Annotated in this window: 15 protein-coding genes; 4 read left to right on the top strand and 11 right to left on the bottom strand. The window is 35.6% G+C overall.

Annotated elements, in window-relative coordinates; genetic code table 11:
- Positions 1 to 171 precede the first annotated feature (171 nt).
- The 11 genes from vgrG to EAH81_RS10540 all read right to left on the bottom strand — a co-directional run bounded on the left by vgrG (position 172) and on the right by EAH81_RS10540 (position 11,493).
- Positions 172 to 1,968, bottom strand: coding sequence for a type VI secretion system tip protein VgrG (gene vgrG, locus EAH81_RS10585; RefSeq protein WP_140506733.1), 1,797 nt, complete (start codon positions 1,966 to 1,968; stop codon positions 172 to 174).
- Positions 1,968 to 2,642: a hypothetical protein gene (locus EAH81_RS10580; RefSeq protein WP_140506731.1), complete on the bottom strand. Its 675-nt coding sequence runs from the start codon at positions 2,640 to 2,642 to the stop codon at positions 1,968 to 1,970. The genes vgrG and EAH81_RS10580 overlap by 1 nt, the downstream gene beginning before the upstream one ends.
- 695 nt (positions 2,643 to 3,337) lie before the next feature.
- Positions 3,338 to 3,508 (bottom strand): DUF5908 family protein, encoded by a 171-nt coding sequence (locus EAH81_RS27410; RefSeq protein WP_161595803.1) that lies wholly within the window; start codon positions 3,506 to 3,508, stop codon positions 3,338 to 3,340.
- A gap of 6 nt (positions 3,509 to 3,514) precedes the next feature.
- A complete protein-coding gene (locus EAH81_RS10575; RefSeq protein ID WP_140506729.1) occupies positions 3,515 to 3,973 on the bottom strand; it encodes a phage tail protein in 459 nt (152 codons plus the stop codon).
- Entirely contained in the window at positions 3,973 to 4,446 is a 474-nt protein-coding gene (locus EAH81_RS10570) for a phage tail protein (protein WP_140506726.1), read from the bottom strand. The genes EAH81_RS10575 and EAH81_RS10570 overlap by 1 nt, the downstream gene beginning before the upstream one ends.
- Positions 4,447 to 4,500: 54 nt before the next feature.
- On the bottom strand, positions 4,501 to 6,078 hold the full coding sequence (locus EAH81_RS10565) for a phage tail sheath family protein (RefSeq protein WP_140506724.1): 1,578 nt from the start codon (positions 6,076 to 6,078) through the stop codon (positions 4,501 to 4,503).
- 36 nt (positions 6,079 to 6,114) lie between these two features.
- Positions 6,115 to 6,954 (bottom strand): hypothetical protein, encoded by an 840-nt coding sequence (locus tag EAH81_RS10560; RefSeq protein WP_140506721.1) that lies wholly within the window; start codon positions 6,952 to 6,954, stop codon positions 6,115 to 6,117.
- On the bottom strand, positions 6,951 to 7,520 hold the full coding sequence (locus EAH81_RS10555) for a Pvc16 family protein (protein WP_140506719.1): 570 nt from the start codon (positions 7,518 to 7,520) through the stop codon (positions 6,951 to 6,953). The genes EAH81_RS10560 and EAH81_RS10555 overlap by 4 nt, the downstream gene beginning before the upstream one ends.
- 835 nt (positions 7,521 to 8,355) lie before the next feature.
- Positions 8,356 to 9,216, bottom strand: a complete 861-nt coding sequence (locus EAH81_RS10550; protein ID WP_140506717.1) for a helix-turn-helix transcriptional regulator — start codon at positions 9,214 to 9,216, stop codon at positions 8,356 to 8,358.
- Between the two features lie 898 nt (positions 9,217 to 10,114).
- Positions 10,115 to 10,549: an META domain-containing protein gene (locus EAH81_RS10545; protein ID WP_140506715.1), complete on the bottom strand. Its 435-nt coding sequence runs from the start codon at positions 10,547 to 10,549 to the stop codon at positions 10,115 to 10,117.
- A gap of 473 nt (positions 10,550 to 11,022) precedes the next feature.
- Entirely contained in the window at positions 11,023 to 11,493 is a 471-nt protein-coding gene (locus tag EAH81_RS10540; protein ID WP_140506712.1) for an Lrp/AsnC family transcriptional regulator, read from the bottom strand.
- A gap of 188 nt (positions 11,494 to 11,681) precedes the next feature.
- Between EAH81_RS10540 and EAH81_RS10535 the strand changes: the two genes are divergently transcribed.
- From EAH81_RS10535 to EAH81_RS10520, 4 genes are all read left to right on the top strand, one after another.
- Positions 11,682 to 12,497: a DUF1338 domain-containing protein gene (locus EAH81_RS10535; protein WP_140506710.1), complete on the top strand. Its 816-nt coding sequence runs from the start codon at positions 11,682 to 11,684 to the stop codon at positions 12,495 to 12,497.
- Between the two features lie 226 nt (positions 12,498 to 12,723).
- The gene (locus tag EAH81_RS10530; RefSeq protein WP_140506707.1) at positions 12,724 to 14,277 is read left to right on the top strand and encodes an aldehyde dehydrogenase family protein; all 1,554 of its coding nucleotides are present in this window, start codon (positions 12,724 to 12,726) and stop codon (positions 14,275 to 14,277) included.
- Positions 14,278 to 14,436: 159 nt separating this feature from the next.
- A complete protein-coding gene (locus EAH81_RS10525; protein ID WP_241676550.1) occupies positions 14,437 to 17,559 on the top strand; it encodes a SusC/RagA family TonB-linked outer membrane protein in 3,123 nt (1,040 codons plus the stop codon).
- Positions 17,560 to 17,582: 23 nt separating this feature from the next.
- Complete coding sequence (locus tag EAH81_RS10520) at positions 17,583 to 19,082, top strand: RagB/SusD family nutrient uptake outer membrane protein (RefSeq protein WP_140506705.1); 1,500 nt, start codon at positions 17,583 to 17,585, stop codon at positions 19,080 to 19,082.
- Positions 19,083 to 19,265 lie beyond the last annotated feature (183 nt).

Raw genomic sequence — 19,265 nt, 5'->3', positions numbered from 1 at the left:
TTTATGTGATTTCTCCCTCCGGTCGAAATGACACAAAATGCGGTGAACGTAAACTAATGTTTATATACTATTGTCTACAATCCTTTACGGCAGCTTTGTCAAAGTTTCAAACTTTGACAAAGCTTAATAATCGCCACTAATCATTAATAATTAACAATCAACAATTAATAATTAGTTTATCATTACCATTGCGCCTTTCAATGTCAATTGCATTCCTCCGGAAACCTGCGCCATTTGTCCGCCTTGTGCGCTGAATTGCATGGAGGCATTTTCTTTGATATTTAATCCCGTTGTTTTTACGTCACCGCCACTGGATTGTATGTTAATGCCTTGTGCTCCTTTGATGTTGACGTTTTGCTGTGCCGATATATTGATGTCTTTTGGGCTTGATAAATCAATACCGCTGCTTGACATTACGATGCTGTTACTGTTTTCATCCTGAATCGTGATTTTTTTGTCTTTATCACTGATTATGATGGTGTTTTTGCCGGGTGTTGCAACGGTCCAAATTTTGTTTTCATCATCAAATTCTACCGAAATTCCCGATTTTGAAACGATGGCTTTTATTGAATTTTTCTCATTTGGATCTAATCCTGCAAACGGTTTTATTGTTGTACTGCTGTAAACGCTTCCCAGAATCACAGGATAACGCGGATCTTCGTTTATGAATCCCAGAATTACTTCGTCTCCAACTTCAGGCATGAAAAAAGCTCCGGCGCCGCTTGTGGAATAAAAATTAGTCAATCGCGCCCAAATTCCTGCACCATTTGGGTCTAATAACGGAACGTCTACTAAAATTCGATATTGAGAATCGGGATCATCAAACATCTTTTTTACGGTTGCATTAAAAAGGCCTTTTGCTCCGGGAAGAAGTCCGGAAGCTGGTGGTGCCATTACATCCGGTTCTTCAGTAAACCAAAATGGAGATAATCCAAGTGTTGCCTCAGAAACCCAGTTTCCTGCCGATAAATCATGAACAACTCCGCCAATGAGGTAATCGCCATTAAATCGATCTCCAAGACCATCGAAGGTCATGTATTTTCCGGGATCAATTAAGTTTGTACCTTGAAATTTGGCTTCTCCCATAATTTTAGCATACTCACTTTTTATGATTTGTGCTTTGGACCAATTTGTTAAATCGGCAGTTTCTAAGGGTGCCGAAGTTTGCAATTGATACGTGCTTAATCCGATTACATCGGATAGTTTTTTGGTGGTTAAATTTCCGGCTCCTGTAACATTTGGTGACGCCTGAGCGTTTACAACGGCTTGAGTTTTAAAATCCCAACTATTTGAGGTTACGTTTCCTAATTGTGTAACGGCGTTTAGTTTGGCATTAAATTCAAGAAGGTTATCTCCATAAGTTACTTTTAGTACAGAGGTTGTGTTTTTTTCAGGAGCATTTACAGAAACTTTTCCGTTTAGAGTGGTTACAATCAAACCATTTGCTTCGGCAAGGGATAGTATATAATCCCAATCTGTTACATAATATTGTATTTGTTCCGGCCAGGTTGTAGTTGTTGCGGTGACATCTGAGCTCAATCCGTAAGTTCCTATTATGGACGAAATAATATCGCTGTCTTTTTGTTTGTTGAAAGTAAGGCTTTTACGTCCTACGATCATTTTTATGGCTTTGTCACGACACTCAACTTCTAAAGCTGAACCTACCAAAGAATCAATACGAATCGTTTGACTCATAATCAAGCCTGAAAAAATAACAGTGTTATCGTTGTCATATCCTGCTTCAATGCTAACTTCTGCACCAGGCACAAAAGTCGAAGACGAACTGGCATCAAATTTACCCGTATTTGCTTCTCCGTCCAGAATTGTGATTTTAGCGGAAGCGATTCTGTTGACCTTTTTTTCGATATGAACAGAAAGCACACTTAGTTCATCAACTATTGCTGTACCATTGACTTTGACTACGAATGTTGCGGTTCCGCCACTTGCTATTTCGGTTGAAGCACTCATTAATTAGAAGTATTTATAGGTGGAAATATTAATTTGTCGATACCATTTAGGTTTCTGAATTTGTTGAGTTTATTAAATTGTGCCACTTGTATATAATAGGAATCATCATTCCATACTTTCTGGCACAATTGCGGTAATGACATTCCCTCTGTAACGGTAACGATATGCGTAAGATCCGGAGATTCCGGAGCATCTGTCATGGTTACGGTTTTGGGAGAAATATAGCGGCTGAAAGACAATGATAGTTTGGCTCTCAGTGGACTTCCGTCTGGTTTAAACAGGGTGTAGGAGATGTCGATTGAATCGAGAACTCCGTTGAATGTGATATTTTGTCCCCATTGTACTTTTACAAAATTAGGACGATGTATTTTTCCGTTATAGGTATAAATAATCGTTTCTAATGCTGTTACTTCTTTAGCCATATCGATACGTTTTGCATCAACGATACCGGTACAGTCGATCACCATTTCAAAACTTAGTTTATCGCTTGGTGTACTTTTGTACTTCTGCGATGCTGAGCTTGTTGCCGGGGCTTGCTGCTCGTTGTATTCAATGCTTTTTTGTATTTTGATATTGTCAGGATTAATCATGAAGGCATAGGGATTTCCGGAGAATTTATTCTGAAATTCTTCGTCTGTGTATCCTGTTATTTTCATTAATTCTAAACTTGCCATTGGTTTATTCTTTTAATCCTAAAAGGTTTTTAAAACCTGTTAGGTTTATTATTTTTAATCTTTTTAATCCTTTATCCCGATAGCTATCGGGAGTGGCAAAAAAGTTCTCTCGCAGATTTTGCAGATTGAGCAGATTTTTTTTCTTTTTAATCTTTTATCTGTGTTTGAAATTATTTCACGCAGATTTTAAATGGATTTAAGCAGATTTTAATCTTTTAATCCTTTATCCCGATAGCTATCGGGAGTGGCAAAAAATTCTCTCGCAGATTTTGCAGATCGAGCAGATTTTTTTTTCTTTTTAATCTTTTATCTGTTTCTGAAATTATTTCACGCAGATTTAAATGGATTTAAGCAGATCTCGCAGATTTTAATCTTTTAATCCTTTATCTGTGGCAAAAAGTTCTCTCGCAGATTTTGCAGATCGGGCAGATTTTTTTTCTTTTTAATCTTTTATCTGTTTCTGAAATTATTTCACGCAGATTTAAATGGATTTAAGCAGATTTTTCTCTTTTTAATTCTTTAATCTTTGGCAAAAAGTTCTCTCGCAGATTTTGCAGATTGAGCGGATTTTTATCTTTTTTCTGTGTCTAAAATTATTTCGCGCAGATTTTTGTAACTATATTAAAATTAAATCTGCTTTCATCTGCAAAATCTGCGTGAAACAAAAATTATTTTAATCTTTTTAATCTGTGGCATTAGCGTTTATAACTGTTCTCCTGATTTTTTTCGGCAATTAATCTTTTGCATTCTTCGAGCAATTGTTTTCTTAAAATAGAAAATTCTCTTTCTTTGGCTACAGCCGAATTTTTCGTATTTGTACTTACGATTTCGGTCTTGATAATGAGTTCTCTTATTTCGATTGGCATAATTGTTTACGTAAAAAGTTTATCAAATTTTGTATCCTTAGAAATATCAAAATAGGTGTAGGCAAGTTCAATAGATTCTATCGCAATATTGCTTTCCTGAGAGTTTAGGTCAGAAACGGAATATTTTACCGGATAGGCATTGTTAAAAGTCCATTGCATGCATACAACACCTGAGGCATTGAGCAGTTTTAAGATCACATTTTTGGGCTGGATTGGGTTTGATAATCCCTGATCGATGCAGTTGGCACACCAATTTACCAACTGTGATCCTGCAGGCACCATGGCTCTTTTAAGAACTAAGTTTGAACTATTAGAAACCGTTGGGAGGCGGTATTTAAACCTGTTTTCGCCTCCACAAACAATTTCTTCTACGCTTAATTCTTTAGAAATTCCGGACACTTCTTTGAAAGCTGCATCTACACCGGCAAAGGACAGCGTAAAATAAAAGCTAACTGGATAATCCATTATTTACCGCCATTTTTTATGATCAGTTGTTCGTGCGCAATTTCTATAGTGTCTACCGCAACCTCGTTTCCATCAGATTTTAAATCTGTACTGGTAATTTTAGTTGGCCATGCATTATTTAGAGTCCATTGCATGGTTACACCGCCTTTTTCGTCTAATAGTTTTATTAGAACCGTTCTTCTTTTAATCGTATTCATTACGACTTGCTGATGCCAATCCCAGAAGGTATTGTCATTTACAAAGATGCCTCGCTTCATAGTAATATTTCCGTATTTAGTTATTCCCGGCATTTTCTCTACAGAAAAAAGCGGACTGTTACTTTTACGATATTCTATAATTTGATTTTCGACATCCATTCCTGTAACTTCCTGAAAAGCTACTTTTGTTAATTCGGTTCCAAGGTCTACTTCGAACCTAAACTTTGGCATCGGCCATGTTGCGCCTTGTGCGCTTCCGTCATCTGGTGGTGGCATAATATTTTATTTTTAAATTAAAAATGTATTTGATTTACTAGAGTATTGATTTGATTAACTGGAAGTTGCCATTTGCTGTTGAAATGTCAATACGATAAATTCAGCAGGATGTACAACTGCTACTTTTACAGTAACATTCATAAAACCATTCAAAAGATCGTCGGCAGTCATTGTAGAACCTAATCCACAGGATACTGAAAAAGCATCAGAGGCGCTCGCTCCCTGTAAACCGCCTTGTTTCCAGATCGAGTTAAGAAAACTACTGATCATTGAGATTACGGCTTCCCAGGTATTCTTGTCATTAGGTTGAAAAACATAAGCCTGAGCCGCCAGTTTACAAGATTGCTCCAAGAAAATCATGGTTCTGCGTACCGGAATATATCTCCAGTCCTGACTGTTTCCGTCTAATGTTCTTGATCCCCAGATTAAAATTCCTAAACCATTAAATGTTCTGATCGCGTTGATAGATTTACCGGAAACGGCATCGACATTTAGATTGCCTTGCTGACTCTCAGAAATAGAAATTGGCAATGACGATACTCCAACAATAGAAGTGTTTGCAGGCGCTTCCCACGGACCAATTGCATTGTCTACAGTAGTAATAACTCCTGCCATAGCACCACTTGGAGGAAGGATATTAGCATCAGACAAGATGTGCTTAATCATCAAAGAATACGTTTGGCTCGCAATCAAAAGTGCATTATTGTTTTGTGTTACTGTCAAAGTACTTGTAGGACTTTGAATATTGGCAATAATTGTTGCAACCGCTGCGTTGGGAGCACTTGGAGGATTAAGAATTGGCTCTAGTTGTTTTAAATCTCCGCCAAATAAATTCGTGTAATCAATATCAGAATTTTGCATTATTGTAGTTCCTACAAAAGGATAATACGCCATTCCGTAGTTTAATCCGTTTGAACCTGTGTTCATTCTGAAATTTGCAATGTCCTGAATGTACAAGATTGGATCCGGATCGTCGCCTCCAATAATGTCAAACAAGCACATTGCCGTTTGCATTTGTGTCGACTGAAGAAGCATTGCCTCCATCAATGTACCATTGTTTTCTAAGCTTAACAAAGTAGCTTCCGGACAAATGTACATCGTTGGTTCCTGCTCATTTTTCAATAACGCAAGACCGTTTGTCAAGTCATTCAATTGCACATTTGGGTTTACAACGGGAATTCCCGGAGTTGCTGGTTTTTGTGACGGAGGTCCGTAAGAACCAACCGAAACAATATAAGCATCTCCACCGCCATTTTCGTAAAAAAGCCTTACGCTATTGTACAGATAATAAACCGTGTTAGGATCGGGAACGATTGAATAATAGGTTCCGGCAATTTGCATATAATCTCCCCTTAGAGGTTGACTTTTTTGCGCTGCCAGATAATATTCAGGGCTGTATTGCTTAGCGGGACTTGCAGGAGCAGGTGGGTCCGGTAAACAGAAAAAAGCTTGAAAATCAGCAAATGATGTGATTTTTACCGGCACATTCGTATACGATTTTCCTTCGTAAGAGGCCTGAGGTGTGTACCCTATAAATGCTGGTACGGCTGTAGCAACTGCAACAACTGAATTGGGAAAAGCATTTAATTCTTGAATGTAAACACCAGGAGTTTGGATGGTAGATAAATTCATTGATTTTAGTTTTTAATGTTCATTTTTAATAGTTTTTTATAGATAGATATACATTGGTGATGCGACTTGGTTTTGATCATTATTCTCGATAATTCCTATTCGGGAAACATCAGGAACAGGAAGACCTTTTATGATTACTTTGCTCTTTGTATTATTTTGACTGGATGAATTTGAAGCACTTTTGGTTATTAAATCAAACTTGTATTTCGGTTTTTCGCTAAGTGTAATAAAAGTTTTATCTGAAGTAAATAAGAGTGCCGACTCGCCGGTTTGAATTGTTACTGTTTGTGGTCCGTCAAATTGTATGTTTTCTTTTTCGGTAATCGAAGGATTGTTTAGCGGAACAGCATTTTTATTGATAAAATAATATTGCCATTGCGTTGCTCTTGCAGTGAAATTTATTTTAAAAAGTATATCAGAAGCATTATTTTGCTCCTTCAATATATCGGCGAAGTATATTTTTAAATGTCCAAAATGTGAAGGCATAATCTCAGTTTCCAAAGTTTGGCTGAGTGTTATTGTGCCATTATTGTTTTGGTTTTTAGGATCCTGACTGGAATAATTAATTGCTCCAATCCAGTTAACGGGAATTGCGGTAAAAAGAATGAAATTGGGATTACTGCATTTGATATCAAATTCAAAATAATCTTGTTGCGTAGTTTTAGAAATATAATCTAATAAGTCTGATAAAGAAGAAGTTGTATTTGAATATAAATTAAATCCGTTTGAAATAGGATTTATTCTAAAGCCGAATTTTTTTAACGTTTTGTCAGTTTTATGATTTGGAATAAAGTGAAGGCAATTGCATTTTCCGTTATCAAAAAAAGTGTGATAAGCTGCAGTGCCAAAGATCTTTATGTAATTAGTATTCGTCATTGGGCTATATTGTTGTTGGTACTTTTTACAGCCGGTATAATTTCCATAATTTCGTGACCCTGAACTTTTATCAGCTTCATTTTGTAAATAATAGAAGGCTGATATTTTGCCGCCATTGCAGTCCACAAACTATGCATCTGGTGGTACGATATTTTTTCATATTCAAATTCTAATCTGCTCAAACCGTCGGGTATCGAAGAGGAGGATGAAGAATCGACATAATTATTAATCTGAAAGAAGGCAATAATCGCATCCAGAAATTTTAGGGATTCCGTATAATCGTCAAAGTTGCTGCTAATCAATAAGTCGATGTTGTATTTTTCTGTTGGATTGAAATTAGAGTAACTCCCGTCTTCTAATTTTTTGTTTCTGATATAAAAAGGCTGGTTGGTTTCTTTTTCAATATTGATTAAGGATAAAACGACTTTGTTCTGATTTACTTTTGGTAAATTACCACTTGGCTCAATAAGATAATTCAGGACTATTTTGTCTTCATCCAAACCAAAACGGTTTTTTAAAAACTGTCCCAACAAATTTTTCGTAAATTGAAGTGATTGATTGATCATCGTATTAACTCTTAAATTGATTAACCATAATTGCTAAATAAATTAGTGATGGCTATTGTAAAAGTAATTGAGAATTAGATCTGTACGAATAATTTGTAATGTACTTTTCGTGTACATAATCAAAAGATATTTGATGTTGTTGTAGACAAAATATAGACAAAATGCACTTTTTATAGACAAAATGCATTTTGTCTATTTATTTTGTAGGATAGAAAGTGTGTGGGAGATTTTGGTTTTTTGCTATTTCGATTTCGTTTCAACGGATTAATTCATCATGCACAAGCTTGTCAATTTCGACCGAAGGGAGAAATCACACTTGCAATTCGACAAAGATTGGCGACATTCTGTGCGGAGTTTCGTGTGTGATTTCTCCCTTTGGTCGAAATGACAAAGCAGGTGTTGGAATTTTTCTGAGCAGTTCCGCAGGAACAAAACATATTGTAGAGATGTCCCGAAGCCTCGGGATCAATCCATCATTCGCAATGTAAACGCAATTTTTTTTCGCTCCAATAAACCCAAGAGTTTTTTAAAACTTGTTGGGTTTGGTGTACGTGTCTTGAAATGACAAATCGTGGAGTTACTTTGTGTTAATTTCGTGTGTGATTTCTCCCTTCGGTCGAAATGACAAAGCAGGTGTTGGAATTTTTTAAGCAGTTCCGCAGGAACAAAATATATTGTAGGGATGTCCCGAAGCCTCGGGATCAATCCATCATTCGCAATGTAAACCCAATCTTGTCTTTCTCGAATTTCGTGTGTGATTACTTCGTCTGTTCGCTATCGCTCAGATCTCGTTCCTTGAAATGACAAATATTGAGGTTGTTTTGTGTGGATTTATCTAAGAAACAGTTCTCAGGTACGAGATAATGTCTTGTTCTTTTTTTAGGGTCAATTTCTTTTTCAGGCGGTACTTATGGGTTCGTACGCTTTCCTGATTGATACCAAGGAGATTTGTGATGTCATTGTTGCTCATATTCATTTTGATGTAACAACAATATTTTAAATCTTTGGAGCTTAGCGAAGGATGTTTTTTGGCTAGAGCCAAAAGAAAATTGGGATTCGATTGTTCAAAATAGATTTTGAAATCATCCCAAAGCTTATTATCGTTGGCGACGGTTTTTATCGAATTTACAATCGACATTAATTCGATTCTCGTGCTATCGTCAACATTGGGATAGAGATATGAAATGCGTTCTTTTACTTTTAATAGCACTTCAATCTTTTGATCAAGTTCCATTACGTAATGGCTTAATTTATTGTTGTTATTCTTTTGAAATGCTGCTTCTGCAAATGACATCGGAATATTATTTTTTGTTTCTCCTTTTTTGAGTAGAAATATAGATCGGATTCTATAGAGTAAATATTCGGAATTATGTAAATGGTTATAAGAATACGTAAAAACAATACAATTTTTTGACCAGCATAAGGATTCACATTCATCACTTTTGGTTAAGCACAGAATTGGAATACCATCTTTGCAGGAATTAAAATTGGGATCATTTATAATGGACTGGTTGTTTCTGAAACACAAAAAAATCAAGTCGGGATTTAATGATTCTGCTGTAGGATTTAAATCGGCGGCTCTTGAAACGCAAACTGTTGAAATTGTAAAATCGGATATCATAGACACGATATTTAATACTTTGGCTAAAACCATAGTATCATCACATCCAATCAATATTGTTTTCTTTTCAAGCATTTTTTTTTGGGGAGTATTATTGTGCCTGGTTATTTGTTTAATTCGTTATTAAAATTAAATATCTTTTTATCACAGAAAGAAAAATATGCTACAGAATGGTTTTTTTCTGTCATGAAATTAATTTTATCACGGAATATTTTTTTCGAAAAAAAGTTTCAACAGATTCATTTTTATGTGGAGGTGTTTCATCAAAAAGAACTTGACAAAAGGATTCTGTTAGGCTTATAAAAGGAGTTTGATTTTTTATTTGGAGGTGTAAATTTAAGAAATAAATACGAGATGGTGATGATTAATAGTACCTGTTTTTTCAGTATATTCTTATTTTAATTATTTTTTAATGTAATGTGTTTTTGTAAATATTTACATTATTGAATAAGAAAGAAGGGACTATAGATTTAAATGCCCGTCTTTTAAGATAATTAGTTTTCAATACCAACCAAGGTGACACATTTATTGAAGATATAAATACTTCTATAATAGAACTTCATTTAAGGGTGATATGTAATTATTATACAAAAAGAATTATTTCGCTCCTCTGGAGCTTACTTTTATGAATTAATACAAATTTGCTATAAATATATTGCTCCTCTGGAGCAAATCAAGCCTTGTAAATTGGATGTATCTGTTTTAGTCCCAACGGGACGACATATTTATAGAAAATAAACACGTGTCCATAATAGAACCCCATCGGGGTGAAATAAGATTTTAATTATTTAAATAGAAATAATTATTTGGCTTCTCTGAAATTCGATTTTATTTCAATTAGCAGACGGTTTCAATCGTGCGAGACTTGATTATAATGTGCTCTATATTGTAAAAGTTGTAATACTATTACAAACAAAAAAGCCCTTCAACAGATTGAAGGACTTTTTATATATCTAAGGAAATAGCTTTTTGTTTATTTAGCCACTTTTTTAAATCTCATCATTGGCACATCTTTTATCAATAGATTAAGTTTGCCGTCTTTATCAATAGAATACGAATCGATTTTTCTAATCATTTGTGTAAATGTTTGTTCACCGCCACCTTCGCAATACATCATGGTAGCCGGACCTTGTTCTCCAAAACTAAGAGATTTTCCATTTAAAGTATAAGGAGCGCTATATCCGTTGCAGCCTGCATTTCCGAAAACTTCTTTTTTGCTTTCGTCAAATTTTATAAACGGTTTTTTGTCCGGAAACAGACCTTCAAAAGCAATACGAGGACCAGAAATATATTCTAATTCCCAAGTTGTATTGTAAAGATCAGAAGAGCTGGTGGTATTCTTCATCGTTGTACAAGAATTAAATGATAGTGCCAAAACAGCAACAAATAGTAAGATGTAATTTTTCATAAAAAACGATTTTAGAACATAAATTTAGTAATTATTAATAGAATTTACATCATAAAAAGGGTGAATTTTTCATTTTACGTGTTTCGTTTCTTATTTAATTTTCAAAGATAAAGTCCCTACGGGCAATGTCATTAAGTTAAGGAAACCTATAAAATTACTTAACAGTTTAATCAAAACAGTAATTTGAAAAATCCGTTTTTATCCGCGTTTTTACGAAGTAAATCTGTTTTATCCGCGTCAAAATTAGACGCTGATTTTACTGATTCGCTAAGCGAAAACGCGGATAAAAACGGATTTTATTTGCAATAATTTTATTTTTTTAGACATAACTTAATGACATTGCTGATTGGGACTCAACGAACAATGTAATTAAGTTAAGAAAAGATATATAATCTAATGGCGAAGAAATCTCGCGCAAAGACGCAAAGGCGCTAAGTCTTTCTTCTATAATCTTGCTTCTACGAGTCTAATTTTTAAACCGGCAAATTCTTCTCAAACGCAGCACCAAAGGAGAAAAACGAATCCGTACTTCCAACACCTTCAATTTGGTGGATTTGTTCGTATAAAATCTTACGAAGTTCTTCATTATTAAATGAAACAATTTTTATAAATAAAGCATATTTTCCGGAAACCCAGTGACATTCGATCACTTCCGGAATTTCCTTCAGTTTTTCGGCAATAGAATAAGAGTATCGGGCTTCTTTGGTAACGATTCCGGTATAGGTAATGGTTTCAAAACCAAGTTCTTTGGCATTTAACTTTACAGAAAAACCTGTAATAATTCCTGCTTCTTGTAATTTTTTGACTCTTAAATGCACCAATGAATTTGATATGTTTAATTCTTTGGCGAGATCTGAGAATGGTATTCTCCCGTTCTCACTGAGTTTCTGCATGATTTCTCGATCTAAATAGTCAGTATTTTCATTCTTCTTAATGCTTGCCATGGCCTGTGTTTGTTTATTGATTCTACAATTTTGACAATTCTTTTGTTAAAACTCCTTTTGAAAGTGTCAAAAATACAAAAATTATCACAAAATATGTCGTGTTGTCAATAATCGTACCTATTGAATGTTATATCAACACTATATTGTATAGATTTGTGTCATACTAACACTATTTTTATATTACTGAAATGGATAAAAATCAATTACTTACAAAATTATGGGAGCAATATGCAGATATTACTCCATCTGCAAAAAAAATACATGAATTACTGGAAGAGAGAGGTGAAGAAATCCAGAATGATCATATCGCAATTCGTACTTTCAATGATAAGCGTGTTAATATTGATGTATTAGAAAAACCTTTTTTAAATGTTGGTTATGAGGCAAAAGGCGAATATAATTTTGAAACTAAAAAATTATATGCCAAACATTATGAGCATGCAACGGATAAAAGCGCTCCAAGAATCTTTATTTCTGAATTGGAATTAGAAAAATGCTCCACTGAATTACAAGAGACAGTACAGAATATATTGAACAGTTGTGATCAAAATGTATTCAACGATCCTGAATTGGTTTTAAGTGGATCTGTTTGGAAAGGAAACTCACAAGCGATCTACAAATCATTATTAGAAGAATCTGAATATGCAGCGTGGATGTACGTTTACGGTTTTAGAGCGAATCACTTCACTATAAATACGAATGCTTTAAAAGAGTTTAAAACATTAGAAGAATTAAACAATTTCGTAGAAGAAAGTGGATGGAAACTTAACGCATCTGGTGGAAAAATCAAAGGTACTCCGGAACAATTACTGGAACAATCAAGCACATTGGCTGATTTATATGTAGTAGACTTTGAAGAAGGGGCAATTGAAATTCCATCTTGTTATTATGAATTTGCACTTCGTTACCCAATGGCAAACGGAGAATTGTACCAGGGATTTGTGGCTTCATCTGCTGATAAAATTTTTGAAAGTACTGATGTAAAGTTGCAGGAAACTAAATAATTAAACTCGTTAGGCGCAAATATTTTAACACATAGAAACATAGTTTTTTACTTTGAGAAAGGCAATAAAAAAGAAACACATTTCTTAACACATAGCTATGTGCATTAATGCTAAGTGAAACGCCTTTATACGCAATATAAATCTATGTTTCTATGTGTTAAATATTTTTTTTGATTTATCCGCAAACGATTGAGGAAGACAGAATAACAAATAAAAAAAAGTCGGAATGACAAAAACAGAATTAGGATTCGGAATTAAAGAAGCTTTGGACCAATTAGGAATAAAGGAAATTAACGAAGGAACTTCAACAGGATTAAATAATTTTTCGAACGGAGAAATTTTAGAAAGTTATTCTCCGGTTGATGGAGAATTAATTGGAAAAATTAAAACGTCGACTGCGGCAGATTATGAGAAAGTAATGGAATCGGCGACAGCTGCTTTCAAACAATTCAGAGTAATGCCAGCGCCACAACGTGGAGAAATCGTTCGTCAGTTTGGAGAAAAATTACGCAAAAACAAAGAAGCTTTAGGAAAACTGGTTTCTTATGAGATGGGTAAATCCTTGCAGGAAGGTTACGGAGAAGTTCAGGAAATGATCGATATATGTGATTTTGCCGTAGGACTTTCGCGTCAGCTACACGGTTTAACAATGCACTCAGAGCGTCCGGGACACAGAATGTACGAACAATACCATCCTTTGGGAGTTGTTGGAATCATTTCGGCATTCAACTTTCCGGTAGCAGTTTGGGCATGGAATACAGCTTTGGCTTGGATTTGCGGAGATGTTTGCGTTTGGAAACCTTCTGAGAAAACGCCTCTTTGCGGAATTGCCTGTCAAAATATTATTGCTGAAGTAATCAAAGAAAACAATCTTCCGGAAGGAATTTCTTGCCTGATCAATGGCGATTACAAAATAGGAGAGTTGTTGACAAGTGATAAACGAGTACCATTAATTTCGGCTACAGGTTCTACTCGTATGGGTAAAATTGTTGCGCAGGTAGTTGCGGGACGTTTAGGAAGTTCATTATTAGAATTAGGCGGAAATAATGCCATCATTGTTACGCCGGATGCAGATATTAAAATGACCGTTATTGGAGCCGTTTTTGGCGCTGTAGGAACTGCAGGACAAAGATGTACGTCAACACGTCGTTTGATCATTCACGAAAGTATTTATGACAAAGTTAAAGATGCGATAGTTTCTGCCTACAAACAATTACGCATTGGAAACCCATTGGATGAGAACAATCATGTTGGTCCGTTAATCGACAAACATGCTGTTGAAATGTACAACCAAGCACTTGAAAAAGTAGTTGCCGAAGGTGGAAAAATCCTTGTTGAAGGCGGCGTACTTTCAGGAGAAGGATACGAAAGCGGCTGTTATGTAAAACCTGCAATTGCTGAAGCTGACAACAAATTTGAAATTGTACAACACGAAACTTTTGCCCCGGTATTGTACTTATTAAAATATTCAGGAACTGTAGAGGATGCAATTGCAATCCAGAATGGTGTAGGACAAGGATTGTCTTCGGCAATTATGACCAATAATTTAAGAGAGGCCGAGTTGTTTTTATCTGTTACAGGATCTGATTGCGGAATTGCCAATGTTAATATTGGAACATCAGGTGCCGAAATTGGAGGTGCTTTTGGTGGAGAAAAAGAAACAGGCGGAGGGAGAGAATCCGGCTCTGATGCCTGGAAAGTTTACATGCGAAGACAAACGAATACAATCAACTATACCACTAGTTTGCCGTTAGCACAAGGAATTAAGTTTGACTTATAAGCCGAATTAGAACTAAAGCTTATATCAAAGTCCCAAGAATGAGAATACCGCAATTTATTTGGTCAGTGCTTTACCACCATTGATTAAATAAATTGCTTGCATACAAATAAAAAAAAACAAAAAAGAAAAATTTTAATTAACCAAAAAACCATTGCCAAAATGAAAAAACTACTAGTTAGGAACCTTAATTGGATTCCACTACTGCTATGTTTGTGGTTGCCAAACATCAATTTTGCACAAGCGCAAAAAACAATTTCAGGAAAAGTTACTGATGATAAAAACAATACACTGCCAGGTGTAAGTATTTCTATCAAAGACTCTAAGTACAATGCAGCAACAGATATTGACGGAAATTATACGCTCGTATATTCGTCAAGTATTTCAGATCCAATTATCGTTTTTTCGTATATGGGATTCATAGGAAAAAGCGAAGCCGTAAATAACCGCACAGAATTTGATGTGGTTATGCAGGAAGAAACCAATAAATTAAATGAAGTAGTAATTATTGGTTACGGTTCTCAAAAGAAGAGTAACGTAACCGGAGCAATTTCTACCGTTAAAAAAGAAAGTCTTGAAACCAGAGCCACAACAAGTCCTGCCGAGGCACTTCAAGGTTTAGTTGCAGGGGTAAACGTGCAAAAAAGCGGTGGTGTTGCAGGAGCTTCTGTAAGCGTAAAAATCCGTGGGGTAAATACCTTTGGAGCAACAGAACCACTTTATATTATTGACGGATTTCAGGGATCTATTAACACCATTAACCCAACCAATATAGAATCTATGGAGGTTCTTAAAGATGGTGCTGCGGCTGCAATTTACGGATCAGTTGCCGCCAATGGAGTAATTATCGTTACTACTAAAAATGGACAAAAAGAAGGCGTAAAAGTTGATTTCAGCTCCTTTTTAAGCATTACAAACCCATCAAAAACATTAGATTTATTAGACGCTGACGGATATCGTACGGTGAATAAAAGAATGTATGATGAGTACAATAAATATGCAACTACACCAAAACCGCTTCCCGCTTATATAACGGCTCCGTCGAATGTAAATACAGATTGGCAGGATGAAGTTTTCCGTTCTGGATTTACTCAAAATTACGGTTTAGGAGTTCAGGGAAGACAAGGTGATTTTAAATTTGCGTTATATGGTAATTTCGTAAAGCAAAAAGGTATCGTAATCGATAATGAATTTGGTCAGCAAACGGCCAGTGCAAGAGTCAGTTTCAAAAAATCTATTTTTGATGTTGACGGAAAAATGGCATATATAGGAACACAAAATGCATTACCCAACTTTCAATTGAAAGAAGTCTATACAATGGCACCTTTAGTTCCTGTTTATGATGCAACACAACCATACGGTTACGGATTGGCTGACAAAGACGGTTTACCGGCTGCAACAAACCCAGTTGCCGAAGAACACTTTAGAAAAAGCAATGACGTAGGACAGGATTTAACTGCAAATATTGCCATAACAGCAAACATTGCACCTTGGATAAAATACAAATTAGCATATTCTTATCGCGTTAAAAACAACCAGCAAACAGCACATTTTCCGCCGTTTATTGCAAATCCAAAAGAAGTGCATCTTTATCCAATGCAATCTGAATTAAGAACAACTTGGAACGAGCAAATCTTAGACAATATCATCACAATCGATAAAACCTTTGGAAAACACGTTTTTGGATTAATGCTTGGTAATACTTTCAACAGCCAATCATCAAACTGGAATGAGGTAAGCGTAGAAGGAAAAACAACAGATTATACGGTAGAAAACGGACAATTAGTTTCCGTTGATCGTCCATCTGGATTTCTGGATCCCGGATTTGAAACCATTGGAGCAGGAAGAGGAGGAACCTATACTGCAGATGGTTCAAAATTTCAATACAATCGTGTGTCATTTTTTAGCAGGTTAAACTATTCTTACAACGATCGTTATTTATTACAAGTAACTGTTAGAAAAGATGGTTCGTCTAAATTTGGAGAAGACAGCCGTTGGGGAACATTCCCATCTGTAGCTTTAGGATGGAAAATCGAGCAAGAAGATTTCTTTCCAAAAGATATGATTCTTTCTACTTTAAAATTACGTGCAAGCTGGGGACAATTGGGTAACGAAGCTGCTTTAGGATATTACTCAGCAAATACATTAATTAAAACCGGAAATACTTTAGGAAATGGTTATGTACAAGGAATTGGAAGTAATCCGTGGCCGGGAAGTATTGCAACAGCATTAGAAAACAGAAACCTACAATGGGAAACTACAGATTCTAAAAATATTGGTCTTGATTATACCCTTTTGAAAGGAAAAATCAGCGGTTCGATGAACTACTATCATAATGTAACAGACAATTTACTGATTACCAAAAAACTGGCTCCATCAGCAGGAATCGACGATCCGGTTCTTAACGTAGGTAAAATCAGCAACAGCGGATTTGAATTTGAAGTAAATTATCGCGATCAGGTTAACGAATTCAAATACAATGCAGGTTTAAACTTTACTACACTTAAAAACAAAGTTGTAGAATTGGCAAACGAAGGACAGACAATCTACGGACAAGGATTGAAATTCGATACAGAACATTTTCCAACTCAGGCACGTGTAGGAAGCCCAATTAGTGCATTCTATTTATACCGTACAGATGGTATTTTCCAATCTGTAGAAGAAGTAAACGCACACAGCAAAAACGGAGTTTTATTACAGCCAAATGCCCAGCCCGGAGATATTCGTTTCAAAGATTTGAATGGAGACGGAGTTATTGACGAAAATGACAAATCATATGCAGGAACAGGATTACCAAAATTAGAAGTAAACCTAAGTTTAGGCGCAAGTTATAAAGGTTTCGATTTCTCAGCTTTAATTGGAAGCGGTTGGGGTAATAAATTATATAATGGAAACAGATATTTCTACGAATCTATGAATTCAGGAACCAATATGTTGGCTTCGACATTAAATTCATGGACACCGGAAAATCACAGTAATATTCCACGTGCAGTATTGCAGGATCCTAATGGAAACAGTCGTGAATCAGATCGTTTTCTTGAAAGTGGAGATTTTATTAGAATGCGCCAATTGCAATTGGGATATACTATTCCGAGCAAAATGTTAGGAAAAGCAAAAATCGACAAACTTAGATTTTATGTAAGTGTTGAGAACTTGTTTACCATCACCAATTATTCAGGAATTGACCCTGAATTCTCACGTGCCTCAGTAATTGACACAGGTGTTGACCGTTTTGTGTATCCATTTACAAGATCATTTGTATCTGGAGTTCAGTATATATTTTAATTCTATTTAAAAAAGACATTATCATGAAAAAGATATTTTTAATATTATCAACTATAGGTCTGTTCACTATCACAAGTTGTAGTGATTATCTGGACCAACAATCTCCGGACCAACTTACTTCAGATAATTTCTGGAGAAGTAAAGCCGACGCCGAATCTGCTTTAGCATCAACGTATTCTCAGCTTGAATGTGCCGTTGACCAATGGGCTTTCGCCGAAGTAAAATGGCCCGTTGAGGCTTATCGCGAAGACATAAACGAATTAGGAAGCGACGCTTTGAACTACCAAAACTGGGTAGAACTTTCGACATTTACCTACACCAACGGAAACAGTCAGTTTACCAGTTATTGGAAAATTAATTACAGAGGAATCAGTAATGCCAATCAGGTAATTGACAAATTGCCACAAGTTCCGGCAGCAACATTAAACGATGCTGATCGCAAACAAATTGATGCAGAAGCTCGTTTTTTACGCGCTTATTATCACATGAAATTGCTGCTTAACTGGGATCAGATTTATATCAGAAATAAATATGTTACTAAAGAAAGCGATCTAAATATTCCATTGTCAACACGAGTAGCAGCCTGGGATTTTATTACAAGTGAATTCAAAGCCGTTGCCGATGTACTTCCTGCAAAACAATCAGCAGACAAAACAGGTCGTGCAACTAGTGGAGCAGCAAATAGTTACCTTGGATTTGCTTATTTGACAAGAGCCTATGAAGAAACTTCTCAAAAACAAGTATTCTTAAACGAAGCACTTGCAGCATTGAATAAAGTGCAAGGATATGAGTTGGTAAAAGATTATGTTTCAATGTTTGACGGAACTACCAAAAATACCAAAGAATCGATCTTTGAATTGCAATTCACAGAAACTACAGCAAATGGAGCTTTCTATCGTAACGCGCTTCACTACTGGATGGCATCATCTGAACTTGGAGGTTGGGACGAAATTCTTCCGAGTGCAATGCTTGTAAGCGAATTCAAAAAAGAAGGAAAAATTGCAACTACAGGAAATTACGATACACGTCTTTACAGCACAATTTTCTTCAAAGATCCTTATTTCAATGATCCAAATAACCCATTGGTATTAGGAACAACTTATGATGAAAAATTTGGAGGTACAGACAAACCTGTATATCGCAGATATATACCAAACACTCAGGAAAAAATGAATCAGGAGTTTACCGCAATCAATATTCCGTTGATGAGATATGCGAACGTATTATTGATGCAAGCCGAAGTATTGAACGAATTAGGACGTCCGGCAGAAGCGATTCCGTATATTGACAAAGTTCGTGCAAGAGCAGATATGCCGGGAATGACGGGAACAAGTACTGCCGAAGTAAAAGCACAAATCGAGCACGAAAGAATCATAGAATTTCCTCTTGAAAACTACCGTTTTTACGATTTACGCCGTTGGGGAAAAGCAAAAGCTGCACTTGATGCCGTTGGAAGAACAGGTTTTGATGCATCAAAAAACAACTTTTACCCAATTCCTTTGACAGAAGTACAAGCACATTAATCATCTGATAAAAGAATTCAATTAAAGGTTTTTTCGCCACGAATTCCACGAATCTACACTAATTTATTAAGTTGATTATTTTTAAAATAATTCGTGATAATTTGTGCAATTCGTGGCGAACTTTTTTTTTAAAACATTTAACACACTGTGATTTGAAAACCTTGCAGAATTATTGTTTAAAAA

It is taken from the genome of Flavobacterium pectinovorum, assembly GCF_006438875.1.
GTDB classification, from domain to species: Bacteria; Bacteroidota; Bacteroidia; order Flavobacteriales; family Flavobacteriaceae; genus Flavobacterium; species Flavobacterium pectinovorum_A.
This window is presented reverse-complemented; position numbering and strand designations above follow the sequence as displayed.

What these genes read in the sequence shown, in the direction of transcription:
- vgrG (WP_140506733.1), bottom strand. Translation starts at nt 1,968, where the DNA reads ATGAGTGCTTCAACCGAAATAGCAAGTGGCGGAACCGCAACATTCGTA.
- EAH81_RS10580 (WP_140506731.1), bottom strand. Translation starts at nt 2,642, where the DNA reads ATGGCAAGTTTAGAATTAATGAAAATAACAGGATACACAGACGAAGAA.
- EAH81_RS27410 (WP_161595803.1), bottom strand. Translation starts at nt 3,508, where the DNA reads ATGCCAATCGAAATAAGAGAACTCATTATCAAGACCGAAATCGTAAGT.
- EAH81_RS10575 (WP_140506729.1), bottom strand. Translation starts at nt 3,973, where the DNA reads ATGGATTATCCAGTTAGCTTTTATTTTACGCTGTCCTTTGCCGGTGTA.
- EAH81_RS10570 (WP_140506726.1), bottom strand. Translation starts at nt 4,446, where the DNA reads ATGCCACCACCAGATGACGGAAGCGCACAAGGCGCAACATGGCCGATG.
- EAH81_RS10565 (WP_140506724.1), bottom strand. Translation starts at nt 6,078, where the DNA reads ATGAATTTATCTACCATCCAAACTCCTGGTGTTTACATTCAAGAATTA.
- EAH81_RS10560 (WP_140506721.1), bottom strand. Translation starts at nt 6,954, where the DNA reads ATGACGAATACTAATTACATAAAGATCTTTGGCACTGCAGCTTATCAC.
- EAH81_RS10555 (WP_140506719.1), bottom strand. Translation starts at nt 7,520, where the DNA reads ATGATCAATCAATCACTTCAATTTACGAAAAATTTGTTGGGACAGTTT.
- EAH81_RS10550 (WP_140506717.1), bottom strand. Translation starts at nt 9,216, where the DNA reads ATGCTTGAAAAGAAAACAATATTGATTGGATGTGATGATACTATGGTT.
- EAH81_RS10545 (WP_140506715.1), bottom strand. Translation starts at nt 10,549, where the DNA reads ATGAAAAATTACATCTTACTATTTGTTGCTGTTTTGGCACTATCATTT.
- EAH81_RS10540 (WP_140506712.1), bottom strand. Translation starts at nt 11,493, where the DNA reads ATGGCAAGCATTAAGAAGAATGAAAATACTGACTATTTAGATCGAGAA.
- EAH81_RS10535 (WP_140506710.1), top strand. Translation starts at nt 11,682, where the DNA reads ATGGATAAAAATCAATTACTTACAAAATTATGGGAGCAATATGCAGAT.
- EAH81_RS10530 (WP_140506707.1), top strand. Translation starts at nt 12,724, where the DNA reads ATGACAAAAACAGAATTAGGATTCGGAATTAAAGAAGCTTTGGACCAA.
- EAH81_RS10525 (WP_241676550.1), top strand. Translation starts at nt 14,437, where the DNA reads ATGAAAAAACTACTAGTTAGGAACCTTAATTGGATTCCACTACTGCTA.
- EAH81_RS10520 (WP_140506705.1), top strand. Translation starts at nt 17,583, where the DNA reads ATGAAAAAGATATTTTTAATATTATCAACTATAGGTCTGTTCACTATC.